Genomic DNA, 12,811 nt, shown 5'->3' on the forward strand with positions numbered 1-12,811 from the left:
TGCGGCTGGAACTGGGATGACCAGTTTTCGAGGCATATGGCTCTTTTAGTTTTTTGGGGTGTTGACTCATTGAGTCGAATCGCTCACTCGCAAACACGCGCTTCGCGCTCGTTTGTCTGCTTCGCAGACAGTTTGCTCGTTAGCGGCGCAGGAAAAACAAATGTCGCCGGAGGCGCCGCTTGTTTTTCCTCTGCGCTCGCTATATCTTTATTTTCGTCCACTTTCCACTCTTAAATCTCCAGTTCGTCAGGCACACTCTCACGATCTGGTCGCACACGATTCCGAGCCAGATACCGACAACTCCAATCTCCAGTACATAGCAGAACAGGTACGCACAGGACGGGCGGACGATGGTGATGCTGAGGGTCGAAGCACAGGTGGTGAACACCACATCTCCCGCACCCCTGAGGCAACCCATGTAAATGACCTGGGAGATCTGCAGGAGTACGATCACAGTCATGACCTGCATGATCCGGACACCCATGGCGATAATATCTTCCTCAACAAAGTACAGGTGAAAATACCAGTTTCCTAACGTCAGGTACAGGATCGACAATACGATGGAGATCATGTTTCCGATCCTCTGGCAGATTGTTCCATACATGACCGCCAGATCCGGGCGCTTCTCCCCGAGACTCCGCCCGCAGAGCGCAACGGCAGCCACCTGCATGCCGTCGCCGAAGGAGAATGACAGGTTCATGACATTCATGGCCACCTGGTGCGCCGCGTAGGCCGAGGTTCCTAGTCTCGCCGCCATGATCGATACAAGAAGGAAACCGGTCCGCATGAACACCTGCTCGATGAAAACGCTGGAGGCGATCTTTGCCATATTCTTTGCCGGTTCCAGGGTGATGCGGACGCGCTCTTTTATAATGTAGGGAATGCTGACAAAATTGTCTTTCGGGATCAGGGAGCAGATGCTCATAATGCAGGCAACCACGGTTCCAAATACAGTCGCCAGAGCCGCGCCCGCGATTCCCATCGCCGGAAAGCCAAGATGACCCTGAATCAGGAGATAATTTCCGATCATATTGACCACGTTAGAAGTCACGTTGGTTCGCATGGCGATCTTCGTGTTTCCGGCACCGCGCTGGGAGGCGTTGATGGCCATGGAGATGATATTGAAGATCATGCCGCCCATGATGATCCGGAAATACAGGACCGCGCTCTCCTGAGTGTCCTCGTTGGCACCGCAGAAGCGGATGATCGGTTCCGCAAAAACCACCGCCGCTATGCTGATCAAAATTCCGACAACGACTGTGAAGATCAGCGCCATCAGGAGAACCTGGTTCGCGCCGATCCGGTCTTTCTCACCGCGACGTCTCGCCACCAGGGCAGATACGGATACATTCATGGCGATAAAGATACACAAGCCGATGAATTTCGGCTGCGTTGTCAGACCTACTGCCGCCACCGCGTATGCGCCGATGGAGCTCACCATCAGCGAGTCCACCATGCCCGCCAGGGCAATAAAAAAGGACTCCATCACCGCAGGCCAAGCCATCTGGAATGCGATCTGGTATCCTTGTTTTCCTCCACCCATAAATTTCTGAAGTCTCGTCTTTTCGTTTTCCGGCATTCTCATCACTCCTGTATGTCTGCTTTTGGCATCTTTAAAATATTTTTCGGTGTGTTGCTCTGATTCTTATTAGATTTATTATACAATACGGTGAATGTAAAATCAAAGTAAAAATTAGTAACTGTGAAGGTACCGAATTTCTAACATTGAGGGCGTAAACAGTAACGGTACCGAACAGTTACAATAAATATAGTTTTATGGTAACTATTCAGTACCTTCATAGTTACGTGCAAAAATCCATTCCAGATCAGCTTCGCTGATGGGATTTTTGCCTTCCAGCCTATGTTTTCTTACGGTCAGCGCAGCAAGTGCGCAGACCTACTGAACAGTTACGTTTTATGTAATCTTGCTTCATCAGCACTTTTATCGTACAATTATTATGTTGTCCAACCGATACCCGGCAACGGGAGGAGGTGGGTCTTTTGAATTTGATACTTTCGTTTCTTGTCTCCTGTGCGGCTGGTGTAGCCTGCCACTACATCATCAAATGGTTAGATGGAGACAAGTAGGGCAACACTAGCCTGGTGGTTTCTTATCCACCATAAAAAATAAGAAGAACCCCTCAGTATTCGCGGTACTGAGGGGTTCATTCTTTTTTGTCCTTTGAATCTGATACTTTCTTTGCCTAACGGCATTATATCATATGTGTTTTTTATTTGCAATATTCCAACACACGTTTAAAGCTGTATTTTTATATGCAGTGTTACTGTACACGCATGCGTGTACAGTAACGTGATTTTGCCGATGCTTCGCATTCCAAATCGGCAAAATCTGCTACCAGAAGTGTATCGTACGGAATTTTCAGTTCAGAAAATTCCTACCCGTGTACAGTAACTATGCAGTTACTGTTCCTCCTTGCGCAAACAGTAACTGATTTTGCCGATGCTTTCCAGATTGGCATAATCCACTGCCACCGCTGTATTGTATGGAATTTTCAGTTCAGAAAATTCCTGCCCGTGCACATTGACCGGTACCAAACAGTTACAATAAATATAGTTTTATGTAATCTTGTTTCATTTGTGGTTCTACCGTATAATATTTATGTTGTCCAACCGATACCCGGTAGCGGGAGGAGGTGAGCTTTATGCAGTTTTTATTTTCATTTCTTGTCTCCTGTGCGGCTGGTGTAACCTGCCATTACATCATCAAATGGTTAGATGGAGACAAGTAGGGCAACACTAGCCTGGTGGTTTCTTGTCCACCATAAAAAAATAAGAAGAACCCCTCAGTATTCGCAGTACTGAGGGGTTCATTCTTTTTTGCTATATGCAGTTTTTATTTTCTTTGCCTAACGGCATTATATCATATGTATTTTTTATTTGCAATATCCCAACACACGTTTAAAGCTGTATTTTTATATGCAGTTACTGTTCCTCCTTGCGCAAACAGTAACTGATTTTGCCGATGCTTCGCATTCCAGATCGGCAAAATCCACTGCCACCATTGTATTGTACGGAATTTTCAGTTCAGAAAATTCCTGCCTGTGTCCAGTAACTATCTGCTGCCTGCACCATTATTCTCAACTTCTGGAAAATCCCAGTGTCTTCTCCAGATCCTTCTTAAACGTCAGCACATCTGTGGAAAGCTCCGCGATCCGGGCATCAGTCATGCGGCTTACAGGGGCGGAGATGCTGAGGGCATAGACCGGTTCCTTGTGGTAGTCCGGGATGCTGACCGCAATACAGCGTACACCTTCCTCGTTCTCCTCATCGTCCATCGCGAATCCGGCTTCCCGAACCCCGCGGATCCGATCCATGAGATCTGACAGACTCGTCACTGTATACGGTGTCAGGGAGGTGATCTCAGAACTGTTCCAGATATCTTCGATCTCAGGATCCGGCAATTCCGCAAGCAGCGCTTTGCCGACACCGGAGCAGTATAACGGGATCCGGCTCCCAACTCTCGACACCATGCGGATCGAGCTGACTGTGGACTCCACTTTATCGATATACACGGCCTCCGTTCCCTCTCTGCGGACCAGATGCACCGTCTCTCCCGTCTGCTCCGAGAGCTTCTTCAGAGACGGATGGATCAGGGACGCCATATTCGTCTGTTCCAGGATCTTACTTCCGATCTCCAGAAATTTTAAGGACAGCGCATATTTTAAGGATTCCTCGTCCTGACGGATATAGCCCATGTACTGGAGTGATGTCACGAGGCGGTGCGTCGTGCTCTTATGAAATCCAAGCTCAGCGCTCAGATCCATGATCCCCATAGGGCCATTTTCCGCCAGACGCTCGATCACCTGGAACAGGCGCTCTGCGACATGGATCGGATTTTTTCCTGTTTCTTCCATTCTGCTTGTTCTCCTATCTAACCCGGCAGATCATTCCTGCCAGCCGGGTATTCGCGCAGATATAACTGCAGCTTCCTGCACAATTTCTTAATTTGTGCCTGTTTGGCAAATCTGCAGGATTGCCGCGCAGTCCACTGCCGATCATATAAACCGTGTCTTCTTCGTCATTTCCACGAACTCTCTGTTCGTCCTTGTGCGGGCAAACATATCCAGGATCTTCTCCACAGATTCTTCTGCCTTCATGGAGTTTGTCGCCTTGCGAACGATATCCACAGCTTCCGCTTCCTCGCTCGTAAGCAGGAGGTCGTCGCGTCTTGTGCCGGACTTTAAGATATCGATGGCCGGGAAGATCCTCTTCTCGGAAAGTTTTCTGTCGAGTACAAGTTCCATGTTGCCGGTACCCTTAAATTCCTCGTAGATCACGTCATCCATACGGCTTCCGGTATCGACGAGGGCTGTCGCGAGGATCGTTAAGCTTCCGCCCTCTCTCATGTTTCTCGCTGCACCGAAGAATCGCTTCGGCATGTGGAGAGCCGCAGGATCAAGACCGCCGGAAAGTGTGCGTCCGCTAGGCGGAACAACGAGGTTGTAGGCTCTCGCCAGTCTCGTAATACTATCCAGAAGGATCATCACGTCGCGTCCATGCTCTACAAGACGTCGCGCGCGCTCGATCACCATCTCAGAAACGCGTTTGTGGCGCTCCGGGAGCTCGTCGAAGGTGGAATAGATGACTTCCACGTTCGGTCCCACAACGGATTCCTTGATATCTGTGACTTCCTCCGGACGCTCGTCAATCAGGAGGATGATCATATGCATGTCCGGATAGTTTGTCGTCACGGCTTTTGCCACCTGTTTTAACAGGGTCGTCTTACCTGCCTTCGGCGGGGACACGATAAGACCACGCTGTCCTTTACCGATGGGGGCGAGAAGATCCATGACTCTCATGGCCGTCGTATTTTTTCCGCCTCTGACTTCCAGATTCAATCTCTGGTTCGGGAAGATCGGGGTCAGGTCCTCAAAGTTCGGGCGGCGTTCCACGACACTTGTCGGGTAGCCGTTGATCGTCTTCACATAGAGGAGTGCCGCAAATTTCTCTGTTGCGGATTTCACTCTGCGGCTTCCGCGGATGATATCACCGGTCTTCATATTGAAGCGGCGGATCTGGGACGGAGCTACATAGACGTCGTTGTCGCCCGGGAGGAAGTTCTCGCAGCGGATAAATCCGAAGCCATCCGGCATAACTTCCAGGATTCCGTTTGCCTCGATGCCGCTGTCAAGGTCCTGGAGGTCGTTCTTCGGGTCCGCAGTGTAGCTCTGGGTTCCCTGGTTTCTTGTCTGGTAACCTGCCTGGTAGGTTCTTGTGCTCTCCTGGATGCCCTGGGCGTCCTGGACACTGTTCTGGCTCTGGCGGTCCTGATAGGAAGTGCCCTGTGTCTGTGCATCCTGGCCTGCGGACTGGCTGTTCTGTCTGTCCTGATAACTGCCGCTCTGACGGTCCTGATAGCTGCCCTGACGGTCCTGGTAATTATTCTGGCGTTCTCTGTAGTTATTCTGGCGGCTCTGGTATCCGCCCTGGCGGTCATTTCTCATCTGGCGCTCGCCGCGGTCCTGACGATCAGATCTCTCATAGCGTTCGGTTCTCTCCTGACGTCCTGTATGTTCCTGACGGTCTGCACGCTCTGATGCCGCAGACGCCCTCTCCGGTGCCGCGCTTTCCGTTCTCGCGCTTCCAAAACCGTTTCCAGAAGCTGCTGCCTCTACAGCTGTCCCCTGTGCCGGCACTGCTGTACTTTCTCTATTTTCACTGTTTCCCGCCGCTGCCTTTTGGCTGTCGGCGCTCTCCGCTGTCTCGCAGAGACGGTCAATTAATTCTGCTTTTCGTAAGCCGCTGATATTCTTGATTCCCTGGCTCTTTGCCAGCTCTTTTAACTGAGTCAGCGGTAATGTCGCTAATTTTTCACGCATAATGGATACTCCTTCATTCTTATTCCGGTTTTATCGTCTCGTTGGGAATCATAAAAGATTGTAACAGCCTCTCCGTCCCCGGACCGGCTGCCTTTGAACCATTAGATTTGAAACTCTTCTCCGATGGGATCACCGCAATTACGCAGTATCGGAGGATCAGTATATCTCATTATAACGCACACATTATAAAAAAGAAAGAGGGAATTTTACAGATTTGGAATACGAAGCATCTGCACAGTTCCCTCTTTCTTTATTGTCTGCAGCATCTACAGCTTAATTGTCTTACCGCGTATACAGCGCTCAGGCAGCTCAGCGAATTATTTCACAAAATTCCTTATTCTGTCTCCCCGGCTTCTCTCTTGATAAACTCCATATGCTCCCGGATCTTCTTCTCATACCCGTTCTCCGACGGCTCATAAAACCGCATTCCCTCCATTCCGTCCGGCAGGTACTGCTGGGTGACATAGTGGTTCGGGTAGTCGTGGGCATACTTGTAGCCGAGACCATGTCCAAGCTTTTCAGCGCCCTTGTAGTGCCTGTCCTGAAGATGGGCAGGTACCGGCATGGTCCGCGTATCCGCCACGGTCTTCATCGCTTTTGCGATCCCCATGTATGCCGCGTTGCTCTTCGGCGCGGTGGCGACATAGGAAGCGGCCTGTGAGAGGATGATCTGGCTTTCCGGCATGCCGATCCGCTCAACGGCCTGGGCCGCGCTCACCGCCACCACCAGGGCGTTCGGGTCCGCGTTCCCCACGTCCTCCGACGCACAGATCATGATCCGTCGGGCAATAAATTTCACGTCCTCGCCGGCATACAGCATCCGCGCCAGGTAGTAGACCGCAGCGTCCGGGTCAGAACCACGCATGCTCTTAATGAACGCGGAGATCGTATCGTAGTGGTTGTCCCCGTCATGGTCATAGCGCACCACCCGTTTCTGGATACATTCCGCCGCCACATCGATCGTGATATGGATCTTTCCGTCATCGGATTTATCTGTCGTCAGGATTCCCAGCTCCACTGCGTTCAACGCCGCTCTCGCGTCGCCGTTCGCCACATCCGCCAGGAAATCCGCCGCCTCGTCGGTAATATCGGCGCTGTAGGTTCCCATTCCTTTTTCCGTATCATAAACCGCCCGCATCACAAGTTCCCGGATATCCTGCTTTTCCAGCGGTTTTAACTCAAAGATCCTGGATCTTGACAGCAGGGCGTTGTTCACCTCAAAGTACGGATTCTCCGTTGTCGCGCCGATCAGGGTGATCGTTCCATCCTCAACAAACGGAAGCAGATAGTCCTGCTGGGACTTATTAAAGCGATGGATCTCGTCCACGAAGAGGATCGTCTTCTGCCCGTACATACCGATGGAATCCTTGGCGTTCTTTACGATCTCTTCCATATCTTTTTTCCCGGCTACAGTCGCATTGATCTGCTCGAACCGGGCACTTGTCGTGTTTGCGATCACTTTCGCCAGAGTCGTCTTTCCCGTTCCCGGCGGACCGTAAAAGATCACGGATCCAAGCTTATCCGCCTTGATCGCGCGGTAGAGGAGCTTGTCCTTCCCGATAATATGTTTCTGCCCGACCACCTCGTCCAGAGTCGTCGGACGCATCCTGGATGCTAACGGCGACTCCTTTTCCATCGTGTTCGCTCTCATATAGTCAAATAAATCCATGGCTGCTGCCTTTCTGCGTTTTGCAGCGCTCCGTTTCCTCATGAAATATCACCATCTGCGCGCTGCATCCATTACCGCTCTTTTTGCAGGTCTTAATCGACCATCAGTTCGTCTACTGTAACAAAAGTATACCCTTTCGCTGTCAGGTTGTCAATGATCCGGAACGCCGCTTCCACAGAGGTTTTGAACTCGTCATGCATCAGGATAATGTCCCCGTCCTCCGTATCTTTCACCACTTTTGCGGTGACTTTCTCCGTATTTTTCAACCGCCAGTCGATGGAGTCCACATCCCAGAATACGGGAATCATGTCCACAGCCTCCTCCAGCTTCGCATTCCAGCTCCCATATGGCGGACGGACATACTCCGGCCAGTCCCCGGTTACTGCCCGGATCTTCTCCCGTGTGTCACAGAGTTCTTTCGCTGCGTCGGAAAGCTTCTCTTTTGTGAGGTCTTTGTGGGTCAGGCAGTGAACACCGATGAGATGTCCGTCCTTTGCCATCTGCTTTACGAGATCTTCATTTCCGTCGATGCATTCGCCCACGAGGAAAAAGGTCACGCGGATTCCGCGTTCCCTGAGGCCGTCTAAGAGCGGCTTTGTGTATTTGGGATTCGGGCCGTCATCAAAGGTGAGTGCCGTATACTTTTTTGCGATGTCTTCCTGCTGGCCGTACAGATCTGATACAGCCTTTTCCGATCGTCCGGCTCCGCTGTGATCATGTCCCGAAACCTCAGTGGTCATCCCTTCGCCCGGCACAGGGATTCTTCCCGTATCGACCGGTTTTCCCTCGTGCGTATCAAATATTTCCCCTCTTCCCTTCCACATCCGCACTGCCCCCCAAGCCAGGATCATATCCACGATCAGGATCACAATAAAAATAAAAACTTTCTGTTTGAATTTCATACGCTCCTCCAGCTGCATGTATTACCGATACGTAACTGTTCGGTACTCACAGTTACGCGCAAAAATCCATTCCAAATCGGCTGTGCCGATAGGATTTTTGCCTTCTATTCTAAGTTTTCTTACGGTCAGCGCAGTAAATGCGCAGACCTACTGAACAGTTACATCGATACAATATATGCGGCCGTCCTACACTTTACCGCTCTGTTTTCTCCCTCAAAAAAGACAAAGCCCCTGAAACAGCTGTATTGGGGATAAGCTGCTTCAGGGGCTCTGCCTGCTCAATATGTACCATAATATTTCCCTTTTCAGGGAAATCCACACCGGGAACATGGATTTTTTCGCCGTGGCGAGACAGCGGGCCTCCCGGCCTTCCATTTTCCTGGCAGGCATCCAATCTGCCAGAAAACCGGTCTCTATCGCATCCACCACAATGTGATTCTGCAACGATCCGGCGTCTTCATAGCTGCATGATCTCGTAACTGTTCAGTACCGCTATCATTGCATGTTTTCTATAACAAGGAGTGAAATACATCTGTCTCAAGTGGGTGGACTCGGGATCCCTGTGAGTGGATCCCTGGTCCGGAAAAGGATGGGTATTTATAACTGAAAGTTTGTTTTCCTTCCTTTTTGTTTGCTGTCTTCATTATATGCCATACTATATGGAATGTCAATAGTTATTTCAAACTTTTTGTTTGCATTAATGTTATTTTGTTGACAAACAGTTTGTCATATGCTATTCTGAACTTACATCGAAGCCTGCAGAGGCATTTCTTTATACCTCTGTTTTGTTATTTTTTTCACATAGCGTATATACGGCGAACACCCCGGGGGAGATGTCCGTTTTTGACGCTTATCTTATGGGGGTACATTTATGGAAATTTCCCAGTATCTTGACTTTGACTTTCTGATCCGTTTTCTCGAGGGACTCCAGAAATTTTTAGGCGAAAACAGTGAGATCCTGATCCACGATTATCGGAAAGGATACGATCACACCATCGTTTACGCCTTAAACCCGGCAGTCAGTGGCCGTGCGGTTGGCGGTTCACCGAAGGGCGGAATGATCACGCAGCTCGGAAAAGATATCGAGCCGATGAAAGACAGCATTCAGACCTTCTCCAATGGACCGAAAGACCGTTTCTATAAATCTTTCACCACGCTGATCCCGGACGAAAACGGAAAGATCGTTGGCTCTGTCTGTGTGAATCTGGACGTCTCGGATCTCCTGAATGCGCAGCGTGCGCTGGGTGCTTTTGTTCAGTACCCGATGACCCATCACGCGCCGACAAATGATATCGATGCCCTGGCCACAAAAAATGTGGATGACATTCTTAAGTACTACATGAAACAGGCGGAGCTTCTGGTCGGAAAACCGATGGGACTGATGAACAAGGAGGAAAAGATCCGCGCATTGGACTACCTCGACCAGAAGGGTGTCTTCAAAATTTCCAAGACCAGCGTTCTTCTCTGCGAGACGCTTCAGGTATCAAAATATACGCTCTACAACTACCTTGAGGAAGCACGGAGCGGACGTGGGGATAACAGCAGCGAAGAATAGCTCGCTTCTCATAAAAAACCGGAGTACAGGCATCTTGATATACTTGTACTCCGGTTTACATTTCTCGCAACTGTTCAGTACCTGCATAGCTGCAAACAAAAAGCCCATTCTATTAGAGCTGTTTCTGTGCCACCTCAATAACACATTCATGTTTCTTAGTCACTCTGTCATAATTAATTCCAACCAATAGCAGATTTCCCTGATAATCTTTTAAAGCACTTCCATAATTCTTTTCTTTGATCTGGTTCAGCGCACCGGCTGCGCTTTTATCCCACTTCAGTTCAATCACCACCGCCGGTTTATCCAGATGCGTCTTGCGCGGAATCATACATATATCAGCAAAACCTTTTCCTGAAGGTAATTCGCGGATCATCGTATAGTATTCCCGTGCAAAATAGAATGCAAGATTGACCGTGCAACTGAGCGAATTCTCGTCATTATATTGAAGAGTTCATTGTACTGATCGCATTTACATACTCCTGTGAAACCTCTTTGTTTGGTATCGCTGCAGTTTCTCTGATACTGTCATAGGTTAAATATCCAAGATGAACCAGTAATGTCAGAATATCATCTTTTGTCGCAAATGTGGTCATATCATTGCTGAATGTTCCAATATTGATTGATACCGACTCACCTGCAAGCATTCTCACCACTGAATCCTGCAGACCATCCATATCCATTTGGATATAAATCTTCAGAGCTTCATATGTTTCTGTCTGATTCCAATAAGTACCGAATTTGTGCCGCAGCATGGCTTCAACAACAGACTTTGGACTGTACATGGAGTAATATCTGTCACCCGATTGATGATGAGCAATCAGATCATATCCATCATACCACTGTTTTGCCTCATCGAAACTCATTTGATACTTTTTACACAGGTCCGATACTTCCTGCTCTGTAAATCCAAAATATTCTGCCATATCACCAGGATCTGTCATGGAATACTCAGTAAACATGTTAAGTGCCGAATGGGATCCATATTTTTTTATAGGCAGAATTCCTGTCATATAAGCCAGAGCAACATAATCCTTGTCCTTAAGCCACGCGCGAAGAAAATCCAGATATTTTTTCTGCGCATTCTGATCCTGCTGATACTCCCGGAAAAGGCAGTCCCACTCATCGATCAGAATCACAAAAGAACGCTTTGTTTTCGCATAGATATCTTTCATCACCTGAATCAGATTATTTTCATCCCGGAACCGAATATCTCCAAAATGTTCCACAAGATCAAACACCAGGTATTTCTGCAGCATGGCCAGCATATCATCCATGTCGTGGGTCATGCTGAGAAACTCCTGCATATTGACTTTGATGACATCATATTGGTTCAGATGAACATGGTAAGAAGCTGCCCCGCTGATTTTTAGAGACGCAAACAAGCTGGAGGAATCCTCTCCCCGGTCATAATACGCAGCCAGCATATCTGCTGCCATTGACTTTCCAAAACGCCTTGGCCGACTAACACACAGGAACTTCTGCCGGGTATTCAGAACCGCATTTGTCTTCTCGATCAGTCCTGTTTTATCCATATAAATTTCCGAGTTTAAACTTTCCTGAAATCCTTTGCTTCCCGGATTCAGATAGCTTCCCATGTGACTCCCTCCCTGCGAAATATATTTATATTACTCTTATTATACCTGATTCTGATTGAGATCACAAGAACCGTCCGTCTTTATGCCTTATGAAACCCCTTCCGATAACAGAGTGTCCTGATCACGAGCTACCGATGATCAGCCGAACGTCTGCCAGACCGGCAGGTTCAATTTTCTGTCAGATCGTCACATCCTCCAGCACCTTCAGCTGATCCAGCCCCGCGCTTCCACCTGAGATCAGGAAGCAGACCTTCTCATCCTTTTTCACCTTCGCAAGTCCCTGTAAGACCGCACCGACGGTGATGGCGGAGGACGGCTCGCAGAAGATCTTTCCCTCTGTCAGGAGCAGCTTCCATGCTTTTAACAGATACTCATCCTCCACATCAAAAAATCCGTCCACGTTCGCCGCCACATACGGATAGCACTGGTCTCCCGGCATCTGGGACACAAGAGCGTCCGCGATAGACTTCTTCTGTTCAACCTTCACCGGCTTTCCGGCCGCCAGACTTGCGCTGTATCTCGGAAGCGCTGCCGGCTCTGCCCCGTAGACCTTAACACTGTTATCCATACCCTTTACCGCCGTTGAGACACCGCCGATGAGTCCGCCGCCGCTGACCGGAACGATGATCGTATCGATCTCCGGACACTGTTCCAGAATCTCGATTCCCGCGGTTCCCTGTCCGGCCATAATCTCCTCGTCGTTGTACGGCGGAACCATGGTCGCATTTTTCTCCCTGCAGATCCGCTCCGCAACGTCAAACCGCTCAGATGTCTCACACTGAACGACCTCCGCTCCCAGCTCTTTGATCGCATTTACTTTAATAGCCGGTGCCGTATACGGCATCACGATCGTCGCCTTTGCACCAAGCTTCTTTGCAGTATACGCCACTGCCTTTCCGTGGTTTCCCGAAGATGCCGCGACGATCCCGCAGCTTAACTGCTCCGGTGTCAGCATCCTGATCTTGTTGACCGCTCCGCGGAGCTTAAATGCGCCGGTGATCTGCATGCACTCCGCCTTCAGATACACCTGACAGCCAAGGTACTCGTCCAGCTTTTCCAGACGGATGAGCGGTGTTCTCGTCGTGTACGGGGCGATCCTGTTTTTCGCTTCAAAAATCTTTTCCAAGGTAAGAGACATATATTTTTCCTCCTCTGCGTTGATGCTTTGATTGTACCATCCGAAACCCCAGATGTAAAACAAAAGAGGAGCCAGATTTCTCTGGCTCCCAAAAAGGGGTATTTAAACATAT

At 49.4% G+C, this 12,811-nt stretch carries 9 protein-coding genes; 1 reads left to right on the forward strand and 8 read right to left on the reverse strand.

What is annotated here, in order from left to right; genetic code table 11:
• Nucleotides 1–199: 199 nt before the first annotated feature.
• The 5 genes from DW826_RS00435 to DW826_RS00455 all read right to left on the reverse strand — a co-directional run bounded on the left by DW826_RS00435 (nucleotide 200) and on the right by DW826_RS00455 (nucleotide 8,411).
• Nucleotides 200–1,579 carry an MATE family efflux transporter gene (locus DW826_RS00435; protein ID WP_117551723.1) on the reverse strand — a complete coding sequence of 460 codons (1,380 nt, stop codon included), beginning with the start codon at nucleotides 1,577–1,579 and terminating at the stop codon, nucleotides 200–202.
• Nucleotides 1,580–3,098: 1,519 nt separating this feature from the next.
• Complete coding sequence (locus DW826_RS00440; RefSeq protein WP_117551724.1) at nucleotides 3,099–3,875, reverse strand: IclR family transcriptional regulator; 777 nt, start codon at nucleotides 3,873–3,875, stop codon at nucleotides 3,099–3,101.
• Between the two features lie 141 nt (nucleotides 3,876–4,016).
• Nucleotides 4,017–5,840 (reverse strand): transcription termination factor Rho, encoded by a 1,824-nt coding sequence (rho, locus tag DW826_RS00445; protein ID WP_015553319.1) that lies wholly within the window; start codon nucleotides 5,838–5,840, stop codon nucleotides 4,017–4,019.
• 334 nt (nucleotides 5,841–6,174) lie between these two features.
• On the reverse strand, nucleotides 6,175–7,509 hold the full coding sequence (locus DW826_RS00450) for a replication-associated recombination protein A (protein ID WP_117551991.1): 1,335 nt from the start codon (nucleotides 7,507–7,509) through the stop codon (nucleotides 6,175–6,177).
• Nucleotides 7,510–7,601: 92 nt separating this feature from the next.
• Nucleotides 7,602–8,411, reverse strand: coding sequence for a polysaccharide deacetylase family protein (locus tag DW826_RS00455; RefSeq protein ID WP_117471640.1), 810 nt, complete (start codon nucleotides 8,409–8,411; stop codon nucleotides 7,602–7,604).
• An 871-nt stretch (nucleotides 8,412–9,282) separates the two neighbouring features.
• Here DW826_RS00455 and DW826_RS00460 point away from each other — a divergent pair.
• Nucleotides 9,283–9,966: a helix-turn-helix transcriptional regulator gene (locus DW826_RS00460; RefSeq protein WP_015553315.1), complete on the forward strand. Its 684-nt coding sequence runs from the start codon at nucleotides 9,283–9,285 to the stop codon at nucleotides 9,964–9,966.
• 112 nt (nucleotides 9,967–10,078) lie between these two features.
• On the opposite strand, the gene DW826_RS18925 is transcribed toward DW826_RS00460, so the two are convergent.
• The 3 genes from DW826_RS18925 to DW826_RS00470 form a co-directional block, all read right to left on the reverse strand.
• The gene (locus DW826_RS18925; protein WP_347465592.1) at nucleotides 10,079–10,339 is read right to left on the reverse strand and encodes a PD-(D/E)XK nuclease domain-containing protein; all 261 of its coding nucleotides are present in this window, start codon (nucleotides 10,337–10,339) and stop codon (nucleotides 10,079–10,081) included.
• A gap of 64 nt (nucleotides 10,340–10,403) precedes the next feature.
• The gene (locus DW826_RS00465) at nucleotides 10,404–11,561 is read right to left on the reverse strand and encodes an AAA family ATPase (RefSeq protein ID WP_347472263.1); all 1,158 of its coding nucleotides are present in this window, start codon (nucleotides 11,559–11,561) and stop codon (nucleotides 10,404–10,406) included.
• Nucleotides 11,562–11,739: 178 nt separating this feature from the next.
• Nucleotides 11,740–12,699 (reverse strand): threonine/serine dehydratase, encoded by a 960-nt coding sequence (locus tag DW826_RS00470; protein WP_015553313.1) that lies wholly within the window; start codon nucleotides 12,697–12,699, stop codon nucleotides 11,740–11,742.
• Nucleotides 12,700–12,811 lie beyond the last annotated feature (112 nt).

The sequence above is a fragment of the Clostridium sp. AM34-11AC genome, assembly GCF_003435375.1.
GTDB classification, from domain to species: Bacteria; Bacillota; Clostridia; order Lachnospirales; family Lachnospiraceae; genus Pilosibacter; species Pilosibacter fragilis.

What these genes read in the sequence shown, in the direction of transcription:
- DW826_RS00435 (WP_117551723.1), bottom strand. Translation starts at nt 1,579, where the DNA reads ATGCCGGAAAACGAAAAGACGAGACTTCAGAAATTTATGGGTGGAGGA.
- DW826_RS00440 (WP_117551724.1), bottom strand. Translation starts at nt 3,875, where the DNA reads ATGGAAGAAACAGGAAAAAATCCGATCCATGTCGCAGAGCGCCTGTTC.
- rho (WP_015553319.1), bottom strand. Translation starts at nt 5,840, where the DNA reads ATGCGTGAAAAATTAGCGACATTACCGCTGACTCAGTTAAAAGAGCTG.
- DW826_RS00450 (WP_117551991.1), bottom strand. Translation starts at nt 7,509, where the DNA reads ATGGATTTATTTGACTATATGAGAGCGAACACGATGGAAAAGGAGTCG.
- DW826_RS00455 (WP_117471640.1), bottom strand. Translation starts at nt 8,411, where the DNA reads ATGAAATTCAAACAGAAAGTTTTTATTTTTATTGTGATCCTGATCGTG.
- DW826_RS00460 (WP_015553315.1), top strand. Translation starts at nt 9,283, where the DNA reads ATGGAAATTTCCCAGTATCTTGACTTTGACTTTCTGATCCGTTTTCTC.
- DW826_RS18925 (WP_347465592.1), bottom strand. Translation starts at nt 10,339, where the DNA reads ATGATCCGCGAATTACCTTCAGGAAAAGGTTTTGCTGATATATGTATG.
- DW826_RS00465 (WP_347472263.1), bottom strand. Translation starts at nt 11,561, where the DNA reads ATGGGAAGCTATCTGAATCCGGGAAGCAAAGGATTTCAGGAAAGTTTA.
- DW826_RS00470 (WP_015553313.1), bottom strand. Translation starts at nt 12,699, where the DNA reads ATGTCTCTTACCTTGGAAAAGATTTTTGAAGCGAAAAACAGGATCGCC.